Annotated in this window: 22 protein-coding genes and 1 pseudogene; 12 read left to right on the top strand and 11 right to left on the bottom strand. The window is 64.3% G+C overall.

Annotated elements, in window-relative coordinates; genetic code table 11:
• Positions 1–8 precede the first annotated feature (8 nt).
• A complete protein-coding gene (locus F6X42_RS00375; protein WP_187632304.1) occupies positions 9–896 on the bottom strand; it encodes a sensor histidine kinase in 888 nt (295 codons plus the stop codon).
• A gap of 424 nt (positions 897–1320) precedes the next feature.
• Positions 1321–2091, bottom strand: coding sequence for a ferredoxin--NADP reductase (locus F6X42_RS00370; RefSeq protein ID WP_187632303.1), 771 nt, complete (start codon positions 2089–2091; stop codon positions 1321–1323).
• 595 nt (positions 2092–2686) lie between these two features.
• On the opposite strand from F6X42_RS00370, the gene F6X42_RS00365 reads away from it, so the two are divergent.
• Together F6X42_RS00365 and F6X42_RS00360 are read left to right on the top strand one after the other, a co-directional pair.
• On the top strand, positions 2687–3841 hold the full coding sequence (locus tag F6X42_RS00365) for an NHL repeat-containing protein (protein WP_187632302.1): 1155 nt from the start codon (positions 2687–2689) through the stop codon (positions 3839–3841).
• 105 nt (positions 3842–3946) lie between these two features.
• Positions 3947–4147, top strand: a pseudogene (locus F6X42_RS00360) (aldose 1-epimerase); the annotation flags it as partial.
• Positions 4148–4217: 70 nt separating this feature from the next.
• Here F6X42_RS00360 and F6X42_RS00355 read toward each other — a convergent pair.
• Positions 4218–5015, bottom strand: coding sequence for an endonuclease/exonuclease/phosphatase family protein (locus F6X42_RS00355; RefSeq protein ID WP_187632301.1), 798 nt, complete (start codon positions 5013–5015; stop codon positions 4218–4220).
• 54 nt (positions 5016–5069) lie between these two features.
• On the bottom strand, positions 5070–5630 hold the full coding sequence (locus tag F6X42_RS00350) for a hypothetical protein (protein WP_187632300.1): 561 nt from the start codon (positions 5628–5630) through the stop codon (positions 5070–5072).
• A 269-nt stretch (positions 5631–5899) separates the two neighbouring features.
• Between F6X42_RS00350 and F6X42_RS00345 the strand changes: the two genes are divergently transcribed.
• The 3 genes from F6X42_RS00345 (at position 5900) to F6X42_RS00335 (ending at position 8692) form a co-directional block, all read left to right on the top strand.
• Complete coding sequence (locus F6X42_RS00345) at positions 5900–6877, top strand: AAA family ATPase (protein ID WP_187632299.1); 978 nt, start codon at positions 5900–5902, stop codon at positions 6875–6877.
• Between the two features lie 264 nt (positions 6878–7141).
• A complete protein-coding gene (locus tag F6X42_RS00340) occupies positions 7142–8248 on the top strand; it encodes an NAD(P)/FAD-dependent oxidoreductase (RefSeq protein ID WP_187632298.1) in 1107 nt (368 codons plus the stop codon).
• A gap of 132 nt (positions 8249–8380) precedes the next feature.
• A complete protein-coding gene (locus F6X42_RS00335; RefSeq protein WP_187632297.1) occupies positions 8381–8692 on the top strand; it encodes a high-potential iron-sulfur protein in 312 nt (103 codons plus the stop codon).
• Positions 8693–8861: 169 nt separating this feature from the next.
• Here F6X42_RS00335 and F6X42_RS00330 read toward each other — a convergent pair whose 3' ends face one another.
• A complete protein-coding gene (locus tag F6X42_RS00330; RefSeq protein WP_187632296.1) occupies positions 8862–10418 on the bottom strand; it encodes an amidase in 1557 nt (518 codons plus the stop codon).
• Between the two features lie 69 nt (positions 10419–10487).
• A complete protein-coding gene (locus F6X42_RS00325; protein ID WP_187632295.1) occupies positions 10488–11186 on the bottom strand; it encodes a dienelactone hydrolase family protein in 699 nt (232 codons plus the stop codon).
• Between the two features lie 789 nt (positions 11187–11975).
• Between F6X42_RS00325 and F6X42_RS00320 the strand changes: the two genes are divergently transcribed.
• Positions 11976–13121, top strand: a complete 1146-nt coding sequence (locus tag F6X42_RS00320; protein WP_187632294.1) for a branched-chain amino acid ABC transporter substrate-binding protein — start codon at positions 11976–11978, stop codon at positions 13119–13121.
• Positions 13122–13227: 106 nt separating this feature from the next.
• Here the strand turns inward: F6X42_RS00320 and F6X42_RS00315 are convergent, their stop codons facing one another.
• Positions 13228–14442 carry an MFS transporter gene (locus F6X42_RS00315; protein WP_187632293.1) on the bottom strand — a complete coding sequence of 405 codons (1215 nt, stop codon included), beginning with the start codon at positions 14440–14442 and terminating at the stop codon, positions 13228–13230.
• A gap of 241 nt (positions 14443–14683) precedes the next feature.
• On the opposite strand from F6X42_RS00315, the gene F6X42_RS00310 reads away from it, so the two are divergent.
• From F6X42_RS00310 to F6X42_RS00300, 3 genes are all read left to right on the top strand, one after another.
• Complete coding sequence (locus F6X42_RS00310; protein ID WP_187632292.1) at positions 14684–15346, top strand: HugZ family pyridoxamine 5'-phosphate oxidase; 663 nt, start codon at positions 14684–14686, stop codon at positions 15344–15346.
• 396 nt (positions 15347–15742) lie between these two features.
• Positions 15743–16045, top strand: coding sequence for an H-NS histone family protein (locus F6X42_RS00305; protein WP_187632291.1), 303 nt, complete (start codon positions 15743–15745; stop codon positions 16043–16045).
• A gap of 282 nt (positions 16046–16327) precedes the next feature.
• Positions 16328–17611, top strand: coding sequence for a cation diffusion facilitator family transporter (locus tag F6X42_RS00300; protein WP_187632290.1), 1284 nt, complete (start codon positions 16328–16330; stop codon positions 17609–17611).
• 63 nt (positions 17612–17674) lie between these two features.
• Here F6X42_RS00300 and F6X42_RS00295 read toward each other — a convergent pair whose 3' ends face one another.
• From F6X42_RS00295 to F6X42_RS00285, 3 genes are all read right to left on the bottom strand, one after another.
• The gene (locus F6X42_RS00295) at positions 17675–18133 is read right to left on the bottom strand and encodes an Lrp/AsnC family transcriptional regulator (protein WP_012431468.1); all 459 of its coding nucleotides are present in this window, start codon (positions 18131–18133) and stop codon (positions 17675–17677) included.
• 90 nt (positions 18134–18223) lie between these two features.
• Positions 18224–18856 carry a 3'-5' exonuclease family protein gene (locus F6X42_RS00290; protein WP_187632289.1) on the bottom strand — a complete coding sequence of 211 codons (633 nt, stop codon included), beginning with the start codon at positions 18854–18856 and terminating at the stop codon, positions 18224–18226.
• Complete coding sequence (locus F6X42_RS00285) at positions 18853–19497, bottom strand: MBL fold metallo-hydrolase (RefSeq protein WP_187632288.1); 645 nt, start codon at positions 19495–19497, stop codon at positions 18853–18855. The genes F6X42_RS00290 and F6X42_RS00285 overlap by 4 nt, the downstream gene beginning before the upstream one ends.
• 650 nt (positions 19498–20147) lie before the next feature.
• Here F6X42_RS00285 and F6X42_RS00280 point away from each other — a divergent pair.
• Positions 20148–20753, top strand: a complete 606-nt coding sequence (locus F6X42_RS00280) for a septal ring lytic transglycosylase RlpA family protein (RefSeq protein ID WP_187632287.1) — start codon at positions 20148–20150, stop codon at positions 20751–20753.
• Between the two features lie 120 nt (positions 20754–20873).
• Here F6X42_RS00280 and rsmI read toward each other — a convergent pair whose 3' ends face one another.
• Positions 20874–21758: a 16S rRNA (cytidine(1402)-2'-O)-methyltransferase gene (gene rsmI / locus F6X42_RS00275; RefSeq protein WP_187632286.1), complete on the bottom strand. Its 885-nt coding sequence runs from the start codon at positions 21756–21758 to the stop codon at positions 20874–20876.
• An 88-nt stretch (positions 21759–21846) separates the two neighbouring features.
• Here rsmI and F6X42_RS00270 point away from each other — a divergent pair, with 88 nt between their 5' ends.
• Positions 21847–22269 (top strand): YraN family protein, encoded by a 423-nt coding sequence (locus tag F6X42_RS00270; RefSeq protein WP_376776301.1) that lies wholly within the window; start codon positions 21847–21849, stop codon positions 22267–22269.
• A gap of 142 nt (positions 22270–22411) precedes the next feature.
• Positions 22412–22999 carry a phosphoheptose isomerase gene (locus F6X42_RS00265; protein WP_187632284.1) on the top strand — a complete coding sequence of 196 codons (588 nt, stop codon included), beginning with the start codon at positions 22412–22414 and terminating at the stop codon, positions 22997–22999.
• Positions 23000–23009: the final 10 nt, after the last annotated feature.

Below are 23009 nucleotides of genomic sequence, written 5' to 3'. Positions count from 1 at the left end.
TCGCGGGCTCACGATTGCAGTGCGCGCCGGGCGGCGCGCGGCGCGGCGGTGGCCGCCAGCAGCGCATGCCACGTAAAGCGAGCCTGGATCAGCGTGCCGCGCCAGGCGGTGGCGCCTTGGCTGCCACTGCCGCTGGCCTCGACAGCACCAACGCTCGCGCGCCTGGCGCTGACTCGCAGCGTGCCTTCGAATGCGACGCAGCGCGCGTGCATGCCGGCGAGGCCGAAATGGCCGCCTGATTTTTTCTGGCCACCGCGTTCGCGCGTGCCGCGCGGCAGGCCGATGCCATCGTCGCCGATCAATAGTGTGAGATGACGCGCGCCCGTTTCGATGCGTACGTCGGCGCACGTCGCGCGTGCGTGCTTGGCGACGTTATTCAGCGCTTCCTGCGCAACGCGGAATACGGCGAGCGCCGCGTCGGCGGGCAGGCGCGCGAGCCGCGCGTCGTCGCTGCATGTGACGGTGGTGCGCAAGCCGGTGCGCGCGGAGAAGTCGCGCACCCAGCACTTCAGCGCGCCCGCGACGCCCGTCTCGAACGACGGCGCGTGCAGTTGCGCGACGGCCTCGCGGCTCGCCGCGCACACGGCGTCGAGCGAACGGTTCGCGAGCGCGAGCGCCGCCGCGCATTGCGACGGCGCGTCGGCGGGCAGCCAGGTTTCGATGCCGGCGAGCGCGAAGCGCGTCGCGGTCAGCTCGGCGCCGACGCCGTCGTGCAACTCGCGCGCGACGTGACGGCGCACGCTCTCCTGCGCGTCGACCAGCTCGGCCGACAGCTCGCGCACCCGCGCGCGCAGCCGCTCGATCTCGCGTGCGGCGTGCAACGGCATGTCGAAGCCATCACGCTGCGCTGACGAGGCCAGCGCAGCGTTGAACGGGACGGCAGTCGACGTATCCATGAATTTCCCTCTCAGGAAGCGGAGCGGAAAGCGAAGCGGGCGCACACAGGCGGCACGAAAACCTGCGAATCACGAGGTTTTGCGCCTCGCCGTCGAGCGCGCGGGGCGACGGGCGAAAACACGATGGCCCAAGGTAACGAAATTTACATTCAGTAACAAGTCCGCTTGATGACGATTGATGCACTGATTCGTCTGATCTCGCCGCGCGATCATATCTCAAAAAGACAAAAAAAGCAGTTGCACCAAGGGTTAGCGCAGGATGCTCAGAGATTACATGATATTTACATCAGATCGTTCTGTCAGAAGAATCCTGACAGCGGGAGTCCTGTAACCGGCTCCGATTTGTAACGAAGCAACAAAAAAGGAGCCCGGAGGCTCCTTTTTGGAATTCGCGGCGTGAGGGCCGCGAAGCGGGAATGCCGGCTTAGCCGACGAAGGCCTTTTCGACCACGTAATGACCCGGCTCGTTGTTGCTGCCTTCCTTGAAACCCGCGTCTTCGAGCAGCTTGCGCGTGTCGCGCAGCATGTGCGGGCTGCCGCACAGCATGACCCGGTCGTCCTCGAGCGAGAAACCCGGCACGCCGAGGTCGGCGAACAGCTTTTCGGTTTCGATCAACTCGGTGATGCGGCCACGGTTCTGGAACGCTTCGCGCGTGACGGTCGGGTAGTACAGCAGCTTTTCCTGCACCAACTCGCCGAGGTGTTCATGCGCCGGCAGGTGGTCGGTGATGTATTCCTTGTACGCGAGTTCGTCGACGAAGCGGCAGGTGTGCGTGAGGACCACACGCTCGTAGCGGTCGTAGACCTCCGGATCCTTGATGATCGACATGAACGGCGCGAGACCCGTGCCAGTGGACAGCAGCCACAGCGTCTTGCCCGGCAGCAGGTTGTCGGCCACCAGCGTGCCCACCGGCTTCTTGCCGATCAGCACTTCGTCGCCGACCTTCAGGTGCTGCAGACGCGACGTGAGCGGGCCGTCCTGCACCTTGATGCTCAGGAATTCGAGATGCTCTTCGTAGTTCGCACTGGCGAGGCTGTATGCGCGCAGCAGCGGCTTGCCCTCGACCTGCAGGCCCACCATCGTGAACTGGCCGTTTTCGAAGCGGAACGACGGATCGCGCGTGCAGGTGAAGCTGAAAAGCGTATCGGTCCAGTGATGGACGCTCAGGACGGTTTGTGAATTCAGGTTGCTCATGGCTTCTTGGATAGTGCGAAAACAAAGGCGGCCAGTCGTCTGAGCCGGCCGGCACGGCAAGGGCGATGCTGCGGTGATCCGTGGTCGGGACTTCCGCGCAATCCGCTATTTTAGCGTGTCCGCCGGAGCGGGGCCGCAGCGCGGCGGTCGAGCCTGGTCAAGCGGGTCGCCGGACCGGCAGCGGCGGCACCGGCTTGCTGGCGCCGCGCAGTACGTTGGCGTGAGTGCGGCCGTGTTTCAGCGGGGTACGGCGATTCGGCGAACGCCGCGCAGAGTGGCTGCCATTGACTGTCCGGCAGGCGCGAAAGCGACGCGCCGCGCGGGCAACAATTTCAGGATGATACCGAAAGGCGGCGTGCGCTGCAGCATTGACCCTGCAGAGAAAACTGGCAAATGGGGCGCAACCTGGCCGGCGCCATTGGGATAGTTCGCGTGCGACATTGGTTCGACATCGTTCACACCGCGCGATTTTTTTGGGAATACGCCAGACGTTGCCTCGTTTACGCAGGACGCGAGTCGCGCGAAACCAGGCAGTGCGGTGGCTGCGCGACTCGTCCTGGCGGCTACGGCCGCCCATGCGAGTAGGGGGTGTCAAATGGAAGCTTCTCGTGCGATATCTGCATTCGGTTCATACACTGGCGTCGACGGGTTGGTGATACGGGCACGCGCATCGCGCTGCGTGCGTCGTGCGGTGTGTCGAGCCGGTCTGCTGGCTTTATCGTTGGGGACTGTCGGGGCCGAGGCTCAGGAGGCGATTCTGCCGCCGCAGTCGGTAACCTCATCGACCGTTCCCGCCAACGGCGATGTCAATCCGTACGGCATGGCGTTCGTGCCGACCGGCGTGCCGTCCTGGAGCACGCTCAAACCGGGCGATGTGGTGGTGTCGAATTTCAATGCGAAGTTGAATCTGCAGGGAACCGGTACGACGATCGTCAAGCTCGTGTCCAATAGCGATCCGGTGACTTTCTTCCAGGGACACAATCTCGGTCTCACGACGGCGCTCGCCGTGCTAAGAAGCGGCTTCGTGCTAGTGGGCAATGTGCCAACCACGGATGGCAAGCACGTCGTCGCGCCGGGCTCGTTGCTCGTCATCAACCCTCAGGGCGGGCTCGTCAAGGAGCTGAAAGATCCCAACCTGCTGGACGGCCCCTGGGATCTCACCGTGATCGACGGGGGGCGATTCGTCCGGGTCTTCGTCTCGGATGTGTTGAACGGAAAGGTCGCGCGGATCGATCTTGCCATCGGCGAGGATGGCGTTCAGATGCTGCCTGGTTCGACCATCATCGCGTCAGGCTATGTGCACCGCACCGATCCGGCGGCGCTCGTGGTCGGCCCGACAGGGTTGGCTTACGACCCATCGCATGACGTGCTTTACGTCGCCTCGACCGGTGACAACGCGGTGTTCGCCATTTACGGCGCTGCGGCCGCGAAACACGACGGCGGCATCGGCCGGATGATTTACCAGGACAACAAGCACCTCCACGGTCCACTTGCGCTGGCGCTCGCACCCAACGGGCATCTCGTTACCGCGAACGGCGACGCGGTCAACCCCGACCCGGAACATCCCAGCGAACTCGTCGAGTTCACCGTTGACGGCCAATTCGTCGCCCAAATGTCAGTCGACGCTGCGCCGGGCTCCGCATTTGGCCTCGCTTTCGGCCTCGATAGCAAGCGTCGCTTGCAGTTCACCGCGGTAGACGACAACACGAATACGGCGACAGTCTGGACGTTGCGCGAAGACAGTCAATAAGCGAAAACAGGACGAAGATCGGGAACGCCGTGACGCTCGCTGCGACGCGTCACGGTTTTCGCTCGCGAGCGTGCGGCGGGCTGTCTTTCCAACCGACGTATGCCGATTACGATGCGCGCCGACGCGCCGTTCGACCACATGGTCGTGTTCGCGCCGGCCAACGATCCGCAGCTCTGCGTGGAGCCGGTCACGAATACGACGGATTGCTTCAGCGCGGTCGGTCTGCGGGAGCAGGCCGGTGGTTGCGTGTTGCAGCCGGGGGAACAGATCGAAGCGGCGTCGAGCTGGACGCCGCATCGACAGTGACGGCGTAGTTAGCGTGAGAGCGCGCACGCACCTTGCGCTGGGGACAGCGCACGAACAGAAGCAGAAGCGCTCATTCCACCCGCAACTTCGCCATGTACGGCAAATGATCGGACAGCCACGCGGTCTCCTGGGTCGGCTGAATCCACTCGACGGGCTGCATGCCGCGCACGAACATCTTGTCGAGCGACAGCGCCGGCGAGAACGCCGGAAACGTGCGCGCCGGTTCGCCGAGCAGCGTCGCGACTTCCTGCAAGCCGTGCTCGCGAAAGAGCGGCACCGAGTCGTTGCGCCAATCGTTGAAATCGCCGGCTAGCACCAGCGGACCGTCGGGCGCTTCCTTCGCGATCCAGTGCGCGATCCAGTTCATCTGCCGCAACCGCGCCGGGCGCGTCAGCGCAAGATGCGCGCACAGCAGCGTGACGAGCCGTCCGCCGAACGTCGCACGCGCGACCAGCAGGCCGCGCTTTTCGAAGCGATGCGCGGAGATGTCCCAGCGGCCGCCGAGATCGAGCGGATGCGGCGACAGGATCGCGTTGCCGTGCCGCCACGACGGCTTGAACACGTTCGGGCCGAGCGCGACTTCGAGCTCGAGCGAGCGCGCGATCTCGGTCGCCTGACAATGCCACACGTCGGTCAGCGGATCATCGATCGGCGCGCCGAAACTGCTCGCCAATACCGGGGCCGGCATGCGCCGCGCCATTGCTTCCTGCAGAAAGTACGCGTCCGCGTGGGTCGATTGAACCCAGCGCTGCATTGCCTGCCAGGCCTGAAAGCCGAGCGGCGTGCGGCCCTTGTGCAGGTTCCAGCTCACCGCGACGAAATCGTTTGGTGCGAGGTTCTCGCGGATCAATTCTTCTGGGTTTCGCATGCCGCGGTATCCCCGTGTTCTGTTTGAGCGCGTCGGTAGGGCGCGTTGTTCCTGCTAGTTCGGATTGCTGCTGCCGGTCGCGGCGCCATTGCCGCTGATACCGCCAGTCGTGCCGTTGCTGTTCGCACCGTTGCTCACCACGGTCGCATGCACGCGGTACACGAGGTTCGGATTGTGATCGACGATCGTCCAGTTCGCCCATTGATCGGGCGGCACGACGAGACCCGGGTGGCTCGCGCTCACCTGGCGCGGCTGCGGCGGCAGCTTGCAGCCGATGTCGGTGCGCCGCGCGTTGTCGTCCTCGAGCGTTTCCTGCGTGTCGATGGAAAACATCACGCCCTCGGAATCGACGCGCAGTGGCGACACCGTGATCGTGCGCGACAGATCGATGCTGCCGGCCGGCTGGTCCTTGCAGCCGACGTCGTGTTGCACGACCTGGTGATGGGTATCCGTGCGCGTCTGGCCGACGGTGGTGGTGGCGTCGAACGAATCGATCTGCTGACCATCTTTCACTACCTGCAACTGCCATTGCACGACCTGCTGCGCTGGCCGTTGTTGCGCGTGGGCGAGCAACGAAGCGCCAAGCAGCATGGCCACGATACTGGTTTTCCACATGGAAGGATCTCCGCTTACGCGTCGGTTGCGTGGTTGCCCCGGCGTAACAATTAGAGAGCCATCTTACCCCCGATGGCCGCAACGATTTCTGACACGGTCAGCGCGCGCCGGTTCAGCAACAATACATTCCAGAAAAGGACGGGAATGCCAGCGGTTGTTAGCAGCAGAGCCGCACGACTGCTGGCTTGCACGCGTTGACGTCCTCGCTACACTGGACTCGAACCGGTGCCCACAAGGCGCCGCCGCAGGTCAGCCAGACGGGGTGAGCGATGACGACAGCAATGGTCAAACAGGAAATCGCGGTGGCCTCGTTCAGCCGGGTGTATGACCTCGACGAGGTCGAAACCGCGCTGAACGGTCTCGGCGAGGGCGCCAACGACGCGTTGCGCGCGACTTACGAAAAGATGCTGAAAACCGGCAATCTGCGCTTCTGCGTGAAGCCGAACCGGATGCCGTCGATCGACGATCTGATCGACGCGCTGCCCAATTTTTCAGCACCGCTCGACGACATCCGCAAGCAGGTCGCCCTTTGCCTCGAAACCGAGGACCGACTCGAGTTGATGCCGATCCTGCTGCTCGGCGAGCCCGGCATCGGCAAGACGCATTTCGCGAAGCAGTTGGCGCGCCTGCTCGGCACCGCGTACCAATACGTCGCGATGAGTTCGCTGACGGCGGGCTGGATTCTGTCGGGCGCGTCGTCGCAATGGAAGAACGCGAAACCGGGCAAGGTGTTCGATGCGCTGGTGAACGGCAGCTACGCGAACCCGGTGATCGCCGTCGACGAAATCGACAAGGCGAGCGGCGATTCGCAATACGATCCGCTCGGCGCGCTCTATTCGCTGCTCGAACACGACACCGCCGAGAGCTTCATCGACGAGTTCGCCGAGATTCCGATCAACGCGGGCAACGTGATCTGGATCGCGACCGCCAACGACGAATGCGCGATCCCCGAGCCGATCCTCAACCGCATGAACGTCTACGAGATCCCGCCGCCGGACCACGCAGGCGCGCGTCGCATCGCGCAGTGTATCTACGATGAGATTCGCGGCGCGCACAACTGGGGTCTGCGCTTTCCCGAGACGCTCGGCGATGCGACGCTCGATGCGCTCAAGCGTGCGTCGCCGCGCCAGATGCGCCGCGCGATCCTGAACGGTTTCGGCGCGGCACGCATCGCGGGACGCGACCGGATCGAACCGGCCGACATCCGCGTCGATTACGGAAATCGGCGAAAAGCGATCGGTTTCTAAGGTTTTTGGCCATTTTTTTGCGTCAAACCCCGCTTTTCTGCGATTTAGACGGTTCGGATCGGCAATTCGTATCGTGCGTACGGTGAATGCCGGGGCAATTGTTTCTGTTTTCGGCAGGGGATCGCGAAATCGAGCGAGCTTGCATCGCCATCGCCTGGCCGGCGCGAACGACTGTTTGTCACCTCCGCCTGTACCGGGTCGTACAATCTTCCTTCCATCGGCTGAACGAGGCAGCGCGCGGCGCAATGGGCCGCGTCAACGGATATGGATCAGATCGAATGTGTAGTGATCGGCGCCGGCGTGATCGGCCTCGCGACGGCGCGGGCACTGGCGGCGCGCGGGCGCGAGGTGATCGTGCTGGAGGCCGCCGACGCGATCGGCGTGGGCACGAGTTCACGCAACAGCGAAGTGATCCACGCGGGCATCTATTATCCGCGCGGATCGCTGAAGGCCGCGCTGTGCGTGCGCGGTCGCGAAATGCTGTATGACTACTGCGCCGAGCGCAACGTGCCGCATTCGCGCTGCGGCAAACTGCTTGTCGCGACGTCGCGCAATCAGATTCCGCAGCTCGAAAGCATCATGACCAAAGGACGCGACAACGGCGTGCTCGACCTGATGCGCGTCACCGGCGATCAGGCGCAGGCGCTCGAACCGGCGCTCGAATGCGTGGAGGCGGTGTTTTCGCCGCAGACCGGGATCGTCGATAGTCATCAGTACATGCTCGCGCTTCAAGGCGATGCCGAGCGCGACGGCGCCGTGTGCGCATTCCATGCACCGGTCGAGGCGATCGAGGCGCGCAACGGCCGCTTCGCCGTCACAGTCGGCGGCGCGGCGCCGAGCACGATCAGCGCCGCCTGCGTGATCAACAGCGCCGGTCTGCATGCGAACGCGCTCGCGCGCAAGATTCGCGGACTCGACGCCCGCCACGTGCCGCCGCTTTACTTCGCGCGCGGCAATTACTTCAGCATCTCAGGACGCGCGCCGTTTAGCCGCCTGATCTATCCGATGCCGAACGAAGCCGGCCTCGGCGTGCATCTGACGATCGATCTGGGCGGTCAGGCGCGCTTCGGTCCCGACGTCGAGTGGGTCGACACGATCAATTACGACGTCGATCCGCGTCGCGCGGAGTCGTTTTATGCGGCGATTCGCGCGTACTGGCCGGCGTTGCCGGATGACGCATTGCAGCCCGCGTACGCCGGCATTCGTCCGAAGCTGTCGGGTCCCGGCGAGCCCGCCGCGGACTTCGTGATTCAGGGGCCGGCCGCGCATGGCGTGCGCGGGCTCGTCAATCTGTTTGGCATCGAGTCGCCGGGGCTGACGGCATCGCTTGCGATCGCGCAGCGGGTCTGCGAACTGGCCGGGCGCGCGTGAGGTCGCGGTTGCATCGTGCCAATGCGCTTATCTCTACCATTTCGATGCTCACGGGGGACGGCTTCGTTGCTATGCTTGGCGAACGCTGTCGTCAGAACGGCGTTGATTTCAATATAAATGGAGTGAGTCCCCATGAGATCGTCCCGTCGTACGTTTTTGATCACCAGCATCGGTGTGGCATCGACGTTCGCGCTGTCGCGCCAGGCGTTCGCCGACGCGCCGAAACTCTCCGAAACCGATCCGACCGCGCAGGCGCTTGGCTACAAGTCGGACGCGAGCAAGGTCGATAAGGCGAAATTCGCCAAATACACGCCTGGCGAGCAATGCAGCAACTGCAGCTTCTTTCAGGGCAAGGCGGGCGACGCCTACGGCCCCTGCCCGATGTTCGCGGGCAAGCAGGTCGCGGCCGCGGGGTGGTGCAGCGCCTATAACAAGAAGGCCTGATCAAACCTGCCTGAGTCGTGCTGGCAGGCTCTCCGCGGGATGCGCGGTGACATCGCGGCGCATCCCGTGACGGCGCGCATCGTGGCGTTCTGCGCCGCATGCGGCGCACGTCGCGAAGCGCAAGCCGGGCTGGATTTTCAACACTTCATTGCAGCGGGCCGCTGGATTGTTAGCGCCGCGCATTCATCAACGGTGGACGCTTGTTGAACCACGGCCGTGCCGCCTCGAGTTGCGCGGCGAGTCTGAATAGCGTCGCCTCGCCGCCGCTACGCGCCGCAAACTGCACGCCGATCGGCAGCCCGCGCGCGTTCCAGTACAAGGGCACCGACATCGCTGGCTGGCCGCTCAGGTTGAACAGCTCCGTGCAGCCGGCCCACGCGAACGCCTTATTCGACGCTTCGAACAGCAATTTCTTCATCAACGGTTCTAGCGGCATCGTCGTCACCGCGCGCATTTGCATGCGCTCGACGGAGCTCGGCCGCATCTCGCCGATCTTGATCGGCGCGGACGCGAGGGTCGCGCACAACAGCACGTCGTAGCGGTTCAGCAGATCGGTCAGACGTTCGGTGATGCGGCGCTGTTCGTCGAGTGCGGCCGGTAAGCCCTGCTCGCCGATCTTGCGGCCGACATGCGCCATCGCCCACGTCGAAATCTCGAACTCGCTGCGTGTGGGCTTGTGGCCGGTGATGCGTTCCGCGTTCAGCACGAGGTCTTCGGCGGTCACCGACCACAGCGTCAGGAACGCGTGACGGACCGCCGCGAAATCGACGCCGAGCGACACCGGCTCCAGACGATGGCCGAGCGAGCTCGCGAGTTGCGCGGCGTCGTCGAGCGCGGCGCGCGCATCGGCCGATAGCGAGGGCGCGAGCATCGGCTCGGTCACGTATGCGATGTTCAGCGGCTTGCACGGCTCGCGCGTCGCGCCGAGAAAGGTGCCGGGCGCGCCGGCTGGCCGCTCGGCGTTGCCGGCCAGCAGATCGAGCAGCAACGCGCTGTCGCGCACGCTGCGCGACACGGCGTGATCGATGCCGAGCTCACCGGCGCCGGGTGGCGCCGCGCGCGGCACACGACCGCGCGAGGGCTTCAGACCGAACAGTCCGCAGCACGATGCCGGAATGCGGATCGAGCCGCCGCCATCCGATGCATGCGCGAGCGGCACGATGCCCGCCGCGACTGCCGCCGCCGCACCGCCGCTCGATCCGCCCGGCGTGTGATCGAGGTTCCACGGATTGCGGCACGCGCCAAATAGTTCGGGCTCCGTATAAGGCATCTGGCCGAGTTCGGACGTGCTGGTCTTCGCGAAGATATTCAGACCCGCCGCTTTCGCGAGCGCGACGACCGGCGCGTCCTGCGTCGGAATGAAGTGGCGGTAGTGGCGGCTGCCCATCGCCATGCGCAGTCCCGCAACGGGAGCGCCGAGATCCTTGATCAGGAAGGGCACGCCGGTGAGCGCCGCATGGGCGGCGGAGCCGTCCGTTCCGTTCACGCCGTTGACGGTATTCGCGCGATTCGCGTCGTCGCGCGACGCGCGCTGGCGTGCCGCATCGTAGTCCTTCAGAACGACCGCGTTGATCGCGGGATTGACGGCCTCGGTGCGCGAGATCGCGACGTCGATCAGTTCGCGCGCGCTGACCTGGCGCGTGCGCACGAGTTCGGCCAGGCCGATGGCGTCATGAGCGAGATAGTCGGATTGCACGTCGGTTGAGCCCTCGCGGTCGGTTGGCATGCTGCGTCGAACTCGTGGTGCGATCACATGAGCAACGCGGCGGGTCCGGCTGGGTGCCGGACCCGCGAATTACATCCGCTCGCCGAGGAACGTCAGCGTACGGCCATGCGCCAACGCGGACGCGCGCTGGTTGTACGACGCACGCTCCGAGCAGTTGAAGCCGTGTTCCGCGTTCGGGTAGATGTTGAACTGCACGTCGGCGCGACCCGCGAAGCGCTCCTGAATCTGGCCGATGTCCGACGGCGGGATATGCGCGTCGAGCTCGCCGTAATGGAACTGCATCGGTACCTTGACGTTCGCGGCTTGGTCGAGATGATTGTGGATGCCGCCGCCGTAATAGGCGACAGCGGCGTCGACCGAACCGGCCGCCGCGGTCAGGTAGGCGAGACGGCCGCCGAAGCAGTAGCCGATCGCCGCGATCTTGCCGGTGACTTCCGGCAGCGCGCGCAAGGCGGCCGCGGCGGCGCCGATGTCGGCGACCGCGTCGTCGAGCCTGGTCTTCTGCATCAGCTCGATGCCCTTTTCGCGATCCTTGCCGTCATACGTCAATTCGACGCGCGGCTGCACGCGCCAGAACACGTCCGGGGCGAGCGCGACATAGCCGTCCTGCGCGTACTGGTCCGCGACCGAGCGGATATGGCTGTTCACGCCGAAGATTTCCTGAATGATGATGACGGCCGGTCCCTTGCCGCCCTTCGGCAGCGCGAGGTAGCCGCCGAAACTGTCGTTGCCGGCGGGGATGTCGATCCATCGGGAAGTCGTGCTCATGCTGTTCTCCATTGACTTGCGCGAACCCCGCGCGAGGTCGGTGTGTACGAAACGCCCAAGGCCGCCAGGCCCTGCAACGGGCGGTTAGTTTGCCATCAAAAGAAACGGCTTGCAGCGAGGCGGGACGGGGCCTCGCGGTTGATGCGGCGCGGTTCGATTCCCGTAAGGCGATTGAAACGATCTCGACGATTCATTTCTCCGTGATGGGCGTATGGATACAGTCAGCGTGTGATGATTCGCGCATGTCGGCGCATCTCGCGACCACGTTGGCGAGCGCATCGCGTCCCGCGTTTGCACGCGGCCGGCCACCGTGCGGAGCGCCGCGTTCAAGCGTTGATTGCCGGGCCGATTTAAACTCGATTCAGAAGTTTTTGGCGTACTCACAATCCTGTGCGGTACGCCACCTTTTCGAGTTGAAAAACCCTTCGAATCACACGGGACATAAGTCGGAAAAAGGCTGAATCCGCGTCTGCGGAGATACTTCCTGATTAGCGGAAACCCGCATGGGACGGGGCTTTGCGGCCCGATCCGCCAAGCCGCGAGTGGCTCGCGCGGAAACTGCGCTATTAGTGTTGTTCCCACTTTCTCAAAAAATTCCCCCAAATTAATTTGATGGCCTACACTTGCGCGCAAGTACGGTTTGCCAACTGCCACAAACAGTCCGGTAAACGTACTGGCCAAGTGCATGAACGATGCAACCGGCGTGGTCGTCCACGGGACTGAGCGACACGTGTAGGGGAAGCGGGGCACAGGGCGATTACGTTGTTTTGACCGAAACTGGAGACTCACATGAACATCAAAATTCAAAAGCTGTTGCCGATCAGCGCTGCGGCGTTGCTGTTCGCGACGTTGGCAACATCGGCCGCGGCCGACACGGTCGTCAAGATCGGTCACGTCGCGCCGTTGACTGGCGGTATCGCTCACCTGGGTAAGGACAACGAAAACGGCGCGCGCCTCGCCGTCGAGGAAATCAACGCGAAGGGTCTCACGATCGGCGGCGAGAAGGTCACGCTGCAACTCGACGCGCAGGACGACGCGGCCGACCCCCGCACGGCTACGCAGGTTGCGCAGAAGCTCGTCGACGACAAGGTCGTCGCCGTGGTCGGCCACCTGAACTCGGGCACCTCGATCCCGGCATCGAAGATTTATAGCGATGCGGGCATCGTGCAGATCTCGCCGTCGGCAACGAATCCGGCCTACACGCAGCAGGGCTTCAAGACGACCTATCGCGTGGTCGCGACCGACGCGCAGCAAGGCCCGGCACTCGCGAACTACGCGGCGAAGGGTATGAAGGTGAAGAGCGTCGCGATCGTCGACGATTCGACCGCTTACGGCCAGGGTCTCGCGAACGAGTTCGAGAAGACGGCGAAGGCGCTCGGTCTGAAGGTCGTATCGCATGACGCGACGAACGACAAGGCCGTCGACTTCCGCGCGATTCTGACGAAGATCAAGGGCGAAAACCCTGACGCGATCATGTACGGCGGCATGGACGCAACCGGCGGCCCGTTCGCGAAGCAGGCGAAGCAGCTCGGCCTGCGCGCGAAGGTGCTGGCAGGCGACGGCGTGTGTACCGACAAGCTGTCGGATCTGGCCGGCGACGCAACCGACAACATCGTCTGCTCGGAAGCCGGCATGGCGCTCGAAAAGATGGCGGGCGGCAAGGCGTTCGAAACGAAGTACGAGAAGCGTTTCGGTCAGCCGATCCAGATCTACGCGCCGTTCACGTATGACGCGGTGTACATCGTCGTCGACGCAATGAAGCGCGCTAACTCGACCGATCCGGCCAAGATCCTGGCAGCGATGCCGACGACCGACTACAAGGGCGTGATCGGCGAAACGACGTTCGATTCGAAGGGCGACCTGCAGCACGGCGTGATCTCGCTGTACAGCTACAAGCAAGGCAAGAAGACGCTGCTCGACGTCGTGAAGATGTAAATTCGTTGTGGTCGAAGGCGGCGTGGCGCCGTACTTCGATTTGCCGCTAAAGAGGCACGTAGGCCGTGAGGCTTGCGTGCCTTTTCTTTTGGGCGTTGCGTTTGCGTCAGATCTTCAAACGCCGCAGCACCCTCGGTCCGACGAGCGCGATCATCGCGGCGCAGACGGCGACGACAGACAGTCCGATCGTCAGATTGGTCACCTGCGCTACCGCGCCGATGATTACTGGACCGAGCAGCAACCCGAAGTAGGCGAGCCCCGCGACGTGCGCGAGCCCCTCGGCCGCGTGAATGCCCTTCACGCTCGCCGCCGCCGCGAACAGCACCGGCATCATGTTCGCGAGGCCCAGGCCGATCAGCGCGAAGCCGGCGAGCGCGGCCACCGGATTCGGCAGCAGCAGCGCATCGACCATCCCCGCGCAGGCCAGCGCGGCGCTGATCATCACGAGCTGCGGCGCGCCGAAGCGGGCGCGCACCGCGTCGCCGGCAAAACGCGCGGCCGCCATGCCGCCCGAAAACGCCGCGTAGGCGGCACTCGAGAGCGCGGGCGTCGCCAGCACGACATCGCGCATATAAACAGTGGCCCAGTCGTACATCGCACCTTCGGCGATCAGCGCGACCAGTGCCATCGTGCCGAGCGCCCACAGCGCCGGTGAGCGCCAGCGGCTCGCGCGCGGCGTCGCGGCATCGGGATGCTCGGCATGCGGCACGTGCGGCAGCACCGACGGGCACGCGAGCATCAGCACGAGCGCGCTGACCGCCGCGGCGAGCGCGAGATGCAGCGCCGGCGCCATGCCGCGCGACAGCAGCGCTCCGCCGACCGCCGCGCCGAACATGCCGCCAAGGCTGAACATCCCGTGCAGCGACGACATGATCGGCTTGCCGAGGGCCTTTTGGACGGCGCTCGCTTCGGCGTTCATCGCGACGTCGAGCGTGGCCATGCCCGCGCCGAAGACGGCCAGTACGACCAGCAGGATCCAGTACGCCGGCACGACGAGAATCAGCGCGGCACAGGCGGCCATCGCGAGGCCGCCACTCAGGCAGGCGCGGCGGGTGCCGACCCGCGCGATCCACGACGCATTGGTCACCATCGCGCCGATCGATCCGCCCGCCACCGCGAACAACGCGAACGACAGCATCGCCGGATTCAGATGAAAGCGGTCGCGCACGGTCGGCACGTGCACGCCCCACGACGCGTACATCATGCCGGCGATGAAGAACAGCGCCATCGTGGCGATGCGTGCGCGTTGCCGTGCAGTGACGGACAGATTGCGATGCGCGGCGGGCAGAACGGCGAATTCGGAGGCTTGGTGATCGGGCACGGAGGTCTCGAGGCGGAGTGCGCGAGAAAGCGCATTGAAAGCGGATCTTCGATTCTATCGAAGCGTGGAGGCTTATGCTTGGAGCCGCGGGCTCCGGCGCATACGATCGAATGGATGCGGCTGCGACCAGGCAGCGTTGCCGAACGCATGCGTCGGGGCGGCGGCGTTGGCTTTTGCACTGCCGCGTGCGGCGGCCGTTCTGCCACTCACGACTCATCGCTAATCACCGAGGAACGCTCAGTTGAACATTCCCGCTCACGCTCCGCTTCATCTGCTGCACACGGCCGCGGTCGGCACGCTCGCCACGCACGCGCGCCGGCCCGAGGGCTTTCCGTATCCGTCGGTGTTGCCATTCGCGCCGGACGCGCGGCATCGTCCGACGATCCTTGTCAGCCGGCTCGCGGAGCACACGCACAACCTGCAAGCCGATCCGCGCGCCGGCTTTCTGGCCGTCGACGCGCCCGACGGCGACGTGCTGGGTGGCCAGCGCGTCACGCTGCTCGGCCGCTTCGAGCCGGTCGATTCGAGTCCGGACCTGGTGCGGCGCTATCTGCGCTATCACCCGGACGCGGAGCGCTACCTGGTGCTGGGCGATTTCACCTTCTGGATCATGAATCTGGAGCGGCTGCGCTACATCGGCGGCTTTGGCGCGATGGGCTGGCTCGACGGCGCCGAACTCGATCGATTGCCGCCGCTTGCAGCCAGCGAGGAGGACGCGCTGATCGCGGAGTTCGGTCGCCGGCTAAGTGGCGCGGGGGGCGTCGAATTGCTGGGCGTCGACCGCTACGGCGCTGATCTGAAACGCAACGGCGCGCGCCACCGTTTCGCATTCGATGGCGCGCGGTCCGATACCGGGACATTGCACGCCGCGCTCGAAGTCTGCATCGAGCGGCATACGAATTAAGCATTTATCGTTTATCGGGAAACGCGCATGGGCCAGTCGCAATGCGCGGGCTCCTGTCTCAATAGTGCGCTTATCGTGGACGAAGCTTTCATGCGGTGAAATGTTTGTTGAGCAATAGACGTCCGAAGTCTCATTTTCTGATAGTTAAATCGTATAAATATGCATGCAGATGGATTTTTTTCAGCTACATGCGAATCAGCTAATTGGAAGGCCGCAGCCCCGACACAGAAGCAGCTCTGGAAATTTTTTGAAACGAATTTAAACTAAATTTTCCCCGGTGCTTTTCCAAGCTTTCTATTTTGTGTTAATCTCGCCATCAAATTCCGAGGCATGAAACCTTCAAAGGCAAGTCGGCATAAGACTGGCGTTCATTTTATCCATACCACAAGGGAACCTATGTCTTCTTACAAGGAACTGCTCGCGCAGCGCGAGAAGCTCGAAAAGCAGATTGAAGAAGCGAAGTCGCGCGAATACGCGGAAGTCTTGAATGAAATCAAGCAGAAAATGGCGGACTACGGCATTTCGCTGAGCGAACTCGGCGGCGGTCGTGCATCGAAGGGCGCTAAGGCGAGCCGCCCGCGCGCAGGCGTCGCGCCTAAATACCGCGACCCGGAAAGCGGCAGCACGTGGTCCGGGCGCGGCAAGCCGCCGCGGTGGATCGCGGGTCTTGATCGCGAAAAGTTTCTGATCCAGAAGTAATGACCATCCGGCGGGTGGTAAGCGTTGCCTGCGCGTAATACGAATACGGGCAATCCGCCGCGTTTATAGCCTGCTGCAGAATCTCAAAAAACCGCGCACCGTTCAGGGCGCGGTTTTTGTCATTTGCGACGCCGGGTTTTTGTCGCAAGCACTCAGATAGCTGGAACGCGAATGCTTTTCGTTTAGATAAGCGACTGATTTAAAACGTTTTTTTGCGCCTCACCTGCGCGTTCGATTCGCGGCGGCTACAATAGCATCAATCGACCTTTCCGCCATTTCAGCATGCAGTCCGCCTCGATCGCCCAAACCACAGAGAAGCAGCGCGTTGCGCGCAAAAGTACCCTTGCGAGTATTGCGCTCAATACCGTGTTGATGACGCTGCAAATCGTCATCGGCACGATCGCGCACTCACAGGCGTTAGTTGCCGATGGTGTCCATTCCCTTGCGGATCTTATTTCCGATTTCGTCGTGCTGATTGCCAATCGGCATAGCGGGGCAAAGCCCGACGCGGATCACAATTACGGGCATAGCCGTTACGAGACGGTGGTGTCGTTATTTCTCGGCGCGCTGCTGATCTCGGTCGGCGTCGGCATGTTGTGGCGCGCCGGTACGCGGCTCGCCGATCTGCAAAATATTCCGGCCGTGCACCTAAGCGCGCTCGCGGTCGCGGCGCTCGTGCTCGTTTGCAAGGAAGCGCTGTTTCGCTACATGCTGCGCGAGGCGAAGCGTGTGCGTTCCGCGATGCTGATCGCGAACGCATGGCACGCGCGCTCGGACGCGGCGTCTTCGTTGGTGGTGGGGATCGGCGTGATCGGCAGTCTCGCCGGCTTGCGACTGCTCGACCCGATCGCGGCGGCCATCGTCGGCTTCATGGTCGCGCGCATGGGCTGGACCTTCGGCTGGGACGCGCTGCAGGACCTGTCGGATCGCGCGCTGGACGAAGCCGCCGCCGCCGACATGCGCGCGCTGCTGATGTCCACCCCCGGCGTGCGTGACGTGCACGAAATGCGTACGCGCAAGATGGGCGATTTCGCGCTCGTCGACGCCCACATCCTGGTCGATCCGATGATCTCTGTGTCGGAAGGGCATTACATCGCGGAGTCGGCGCGTCTGCGCGTGCTCCGCGACAAGCGCGTGCTCGACGCGCTGATCCACGTCGATCCGGAAAACGATGCGCTCGCGCATCCACCCGTCGATCTGCCGCCGCGCGAGCGGGTGACCGCCGAAGTCGACGCGGCGCTGGCGGCAGGCGGCTTGCGGGCCGCAGCGGTGAATCTGCATTACCTGAGCACCGGGCTCGACGTGGAGGTGGTGTTGCCGGCGGCGGCATCCGGTGAAGGGGGGGCTGCGGGCGGCGCCGAGGCCGCGCGTCTGCTGGAAAGCGAGGCGCAGTCGCTCGGCCGCGTCGATCTGGCGGCGCTCAAGCGTCGTCTCGGCGCGCGCAAGCTCGACGTGCTGCTGCAACGGGATATTTCGGCCGCGCAAGGCGGTTCGGCGGCGGATCCCGCGACCGGCGTCGCGCGCCCCGGTCGGTCGACCGCCACGGAGCCTCACAGCGCCGCCTGAGTTCGATGAGTTTCGGACACCCGACGTCGCGAACCTCCATGCAGGCCGCGGCGGCAGCACCCGTCACAACGGCAACTGCGTATCGAACTTGATTTCGCGCAGCACCACACTCGTGCGCACCTGCGCGACGGCTGGAATCTTGAAAATGCGTTCATGCAGGAAGCTGTCATACGCCTTGATATCCGGCGCGACGATCTTCAGGATGTAATCGGATTCACCGGTCGTGCTGTAGCACTCGGTCACTTCGGGACAGGTGGCGATTTCCCGCTCGAACTGCTCGACGCCGCCTTCGGTGTGACGCGTCAGATGGATATGCGCGAGGGCGCACACGTGCAAGCCGAGCTTTTCGCGATCGAGCAGCGCCGTGTAGCGCTGGATCACCCCCGACTGTTCCATGTCCTTGATGCGCCGCCAGCACGGCGTGCTCGACAACCCGACCTGGTCGGAAATTTCCTGCACGGAACGGCGTGCGTCGAGCTGCAGCAGGCGCAGGATCTTCTGTGAGAACGTATCGAGTGTCAACTGCGCCTCCGTTAGCGTCGCCGTATCAACGCATGGTAGAGGGCGCGAAAACGAAACGCAATGTAAAACGGCTCCCGCGAGCGAGATTGCCTAATTTACCGGGTCGGGAGCGGCGTTTTGCCCTGAGCCGTCCCCATCATCCTTGCCGTCGGCCGGCAGCTCGGGCTGACGCGCGCGCAAGTCCTTCAGCATGTTGCAAAAGAGGGCGCCCTGCTCGATCGCGTCGTCGAGCGCGACGTGCGTATGCGGATGATCGTCGAACCAGTGCTTCGGAAAGCGCGGCTTGATGTTCTTGCGGTACGGCAGGCCGGTCATCGCGAACGCGAGCGTCTTGATGTCGAGCGCCGACCACGAGAACGGGCAGCGGTCGACGAAGCGCATCATGTACCAGAACATGTAGGTGAAATCGAAGCCGGCCGGCATCGCGACGAACACCGGCTTGCCCGGCAGCGCCTCGACCCATTCGACATAGGCGGTCATTGCGGCTTCGGGCTTCTGCAAGTCCTGGCGGCAGGCCGCCCACGCTTGCGGCTGGGTCTTCCACCACGCCGCCTGCACCGGATGCGGCGCCGCGCCTTCGAGTAGTTCGAGATTCGCCGAGAACGTCGCGATCAGCTGCTTGTCTTCGGTGTATGCGGCGGATGCAAAGCTCAGCATCGAATGCGGGCCGGGGATCGGGCCATCCGCTTCGACGTCGGTACTCACATAGATTTCGCTGCTCATGCGCCCACTCCGTCTGCGACGTAGGGATTCGTGCGGCGCTCGGCGCCGAACGTCGAGGTCGGGCCGTGGCCCGGCACGAACGTGACGTCGTCGCCGAGCGGCCAGAGCTTGTCGCGGATCGAGCGGATCAGGTCCGCATGGTTGCCGCGCGGGAAATCCGTGCGGCCGATCGAGCCGGCGAACAGCACGTCGCCAACCAGCGCAAGCCGGTGCGCGCGGCTGAAGAAAACCACGTGGCCCGGTGTGTGACCGGGGCAGTGGTAGACCTCGAAGGTTTCGTCGCCGAATTGCGCGGTATCGCCGTCTTGTAGCCAGCGGTCCGGCTCGAAGGCGTCGGCGGCCGGGAAGCCGAAGCGCGTGCTCTGGTCCGGCAGCTTGTCGAGCCAGAAGCGTTCGTCCGGATGCGGACCTTCGATCGGCACGCCGTAGTGGGTGGCGAGTGTCTTCGCGCCGGCGCAATGATCGATATGGCCGTGAGTCAACAAGACCTTCTCGACGGTCACGTTCTGCCGTGCGATCTCGCGCTGGATCATGTCGAGGTCGCCGCCCGGATCGACGACGGCCGCGCGCCCGGTGGCCTCGCAAACGAGCAGCGAGCAGTTCTGCTGGAACGGCGTGACGGGGATCAGGGTGACTTTCATGGCTGGACGACACGCTGGGAAAACGTTGATTGTACCGGGCCTCGCGACCGTCTCCGCCGGCCGTGCGACGGGGTCGGCTCACAGCCCGTCTCAGTCTTTTCGTATGCCCATTTTTGCGATAAATGTGAAGATTGGTCAAGTTTTTGAGCAGCTTGCCATCCTAAAAAAAAGTTTTGGGTATAATGGACTCCAAGCACTAGGAATTGTGCTGCCACAAGGCGATGCGTTCCCACAAAAAGGGAATGCCGCTCGCCGTTCAAGTAAGGGCTGTCGGAATGCCGACGGCCATCCAGTATCGATGCGTTCGATGCACACGTCTTGCCCAGCCAGGCGCCGCGCGCCTGCTACGGATTAACCTCCGGGACGCTGGGTGGGGCCTACGCCGCCGTTCCTGCGCGCTGAGTTGCGCGCGCAAGAACGTGTCATTGCCACGTTCAGTTGGCGGCATGTGGGGTCTGGTCAGGCTGCCGGGGACAGGTTGCGCCAGACGTGAAAATTAACCGTGCGGTAGCGGCTGAGTGAGCCGTATCCGGGCTTTGACGTACTGCGCTTTTTCGCGCGGCGCGTTGTCGTCCCTGCCGCCGGAGCCGCAAGCAACATATCCAGCAGTTTTGCGGGTGACGCGGCTCGACAATGTGATTGCACGTCTTATGAAAACTCGGCTAACCCGTGGTCTAGGGACTCTTTTTGCCTTTTTTGTACTGGCCGGCTGTGCCACGCCTCCGGGCGCGCGCGATACGTCCGCGAACGACACGCCGCAAAGTACAAAGAACACGCACCTGAGCTCTTTCGGACCGCAATCGTTCGGTAGCGCGCCGGCCTCGAGCCCGAGCGCGTCGAACGCGCCCGCGTCGCCGCTGGCTGACGCGCAGCCGCTTACCGACGACGGCGTCGACGTCGCGGACTTCCATCAGATCGGACGCGCGTCGTGGTACGGACGCTTCTTTCACGGCCGCCGCACCGCCAATGGCGAGCGTTACGACATGCATGCCCTGACCGCCGCGCATCGCACGCTGCCGCTCGGCTCGTACGTGCGCGTGACCAATCCGGCCAATTCGCGCTCGGTGATCGTACGGATCAACGACCGCGGCCCGTACGCCCGCGGCCGCGTGATCGACCTGTCGATGGCGGCCGCCGCCATGCTCGACATGCGCCACACCGGCACCGCGCGGGTCAAGATCGAAGGGCTCACGCAGCAGGAGGCGCGCGCCGAGCTGAACGAGACGCTCGCGTCGAACTCGGATTCGAACAAGTGATGTGACGTTACGTGGCGGCGATGCCGCGTAGGCTGAACCAACTGTCTGCAGAAAATCGGAGGGCCGCGACATGCGGCCCTTTTCTATTGCCGTCAGCCTTTTATCCGCCGGGCTCGACCCTCACGTTTCAGGCTTGTCTTCCTTCAGTGCCAGCGCGCGCGCATACAACACGTTGCGCGATGCGCCCGTGAGCGCCGCCGCGACCTTAGCCGCGCTGCTCACCGTCAATTCTTCCAGCAGGATGCCGAGCAGCGCGTCGTGATCTTGCTCGTCGGCCGCTTCGGGCGCCGCGCCTTCGACCACCAGCACGAATTCGCCACGCTGCCGGTTCGCGTCGGCAGCGAGCCACGTTGGCCCTTCGGCCAGGGTGCCCTGATGCAGCGCTTCGTGTAACTTCGTCAGTTCCCGCGCGATCAGCAGACGGCGGATGCCGCCAAACGCATCGGCGAGCGCCTGCACGGTCTCGACGATTCGGTGCGGCGCCTCGTAGAACACCATCGCGTGAGGATGTTGCGCGAGCGCCTGCAAAGCGGCGGCGCGCGCCTTCGGTTTCGGCGGAAGGAAGCCGAGGAACGAGAAAGTCGCGACCCAGTCGCCGGTCGCGCTGAGCGCGGTTGCGAGCGCGCTCGCACCGGGCAGCGGGACCACCACGAAGCCGGCCTCGCGCACGGCATCGACGAGCTTGGCGCCGGGGTCCGAGATACCCGGCGTACCCGCGTCGGACACGTAGGCCACGCGCTCGCCGGCCCGCAGATACTCGACCACGCGCTGCGCCGCGGCGCGCTCGTTGTGTTGATGCACGGCGACGAGCGGCTTCGAGATGCCGTAGCGCGCGAGCAGCTGACCGGTGTTGCGGGTGTCCTCGGCGGCGATGCGGTCCGCAAGTCCGAGCACGTGCAGCGCGCGCAGCGTGATGTCGGCGATGTTGCCGATCGGCGTTGCCACCACATACAGCGCGGCGGCGGGGTACTGCTGCCCTTGCGCGAGTTCGGAGAGAGGAGTCATGACACGGAAGACACAAACAGACGGAACGAGGCCGACATTGTGCCATGTGGGCTTGCGCGAGCAGGCCGTGCCGAAGACTGCGCAAAAGATGCCCCGACACGCCAGCCCGAAAACCGCCCACAACTTTTCCGCCGCTCACCAGTCCAAATCCGTCGGCGCGGCCTTCGAGGCACGCGCACAAGAATTTTTGCAGCGCCAACGTCTGCGCTTCGTCGCGCGCAACGTGTGCTGTCGGGGCGGGGAGATCGATCTCGTGATGAGCGATCGCGATGGCGCGCTGGTGTTCGTCGAAGTGCGCGCGCGTGCGCAGCGGCATTACGGCGGTGCCGCCGCGAGCATCGGTTGGCAGAAGAGGCAGCGCATCGTGCGAGCGGCGCGGCACTATCTCGCGACGCACGCCGCGACGAACCGCCACCCGCGCGACGAGCCCACGTGCCGTTTCGACGTAGTCGCATTCGAGAGCGGCAGGCTCATGTGGCTGCGCGATGCGTTTCGCGCCGACGAAGTCTGACGGACCGCGCGGACAACGCGCGTGAGTGCGATAAACTTGCGCTCGCGTGCCGCGCGAGCTCATCGGCGAGCACGGCCTGGCAATATGACTTCACAACACGGCCGCGTAGTGCGGTCCATTCGCGGTAGAAGATAGAGACTCGATGTCAGTCGAACGCATCCAACAACACTTCCGCGACAGCGCGGCAGTCAAACTCGAAGCCCTCGAAACCCTGTCGATGCCGATCGCCGTCGCGATCGACACGATGTTCGCCGCGCTCGCCAATGGCAATCGCATCCTCGCGTGCGGCAACGGCGGTTCGGCCGCCGACGCGCAGCATTTCGCGGCCGAGCTGATCGGCCGCTTCGAGCGCGAGCGGCCAGGTCTGCCGGCCATTGCGCTCAGCACCGACACCTCCGTGCTCACCGCGATCGCCAACGACTATTCGTTCGAACAGATTTACGCGAAGCAGGTCTGGGCGCTCGGCCAGCCCGGCGACGTGCTGCTCGCAATCACGACATCCGGCAATTCCGCGAACGTGCTCGCTGCGATCGAAGCGGCGCACGAGCGCGAAATGATCGTCGTCGCGCTGACTGGCAAGGGCGGTGGACGCGCGCAGCAAGTGCTGAGCGACACCGACATCCAGGTATGCGTGCCGTCCGACCGCACGGCGCGCATCCAGGAAGTGCACCTGCTGACCATCCATTGCCTGTGCGACGGCATCGATGCCATGTTGCTCGGCGAAGACTGACACTGATTTC

This window comes from Paraburkholderia podalyriae, from assembly GCF_014397785.1.
Taxonomy (GTDB): domain Bacteria; phylum Pseudomonadota; class Gammaproteobacteria; order Burkholderiales; family Burkholderiaceae; genus Paraburkholderia; species Paraburkholderia podalyriae.
This window is presented reverse-complemented; position numbering and strand designations above follow the sequence as displayed.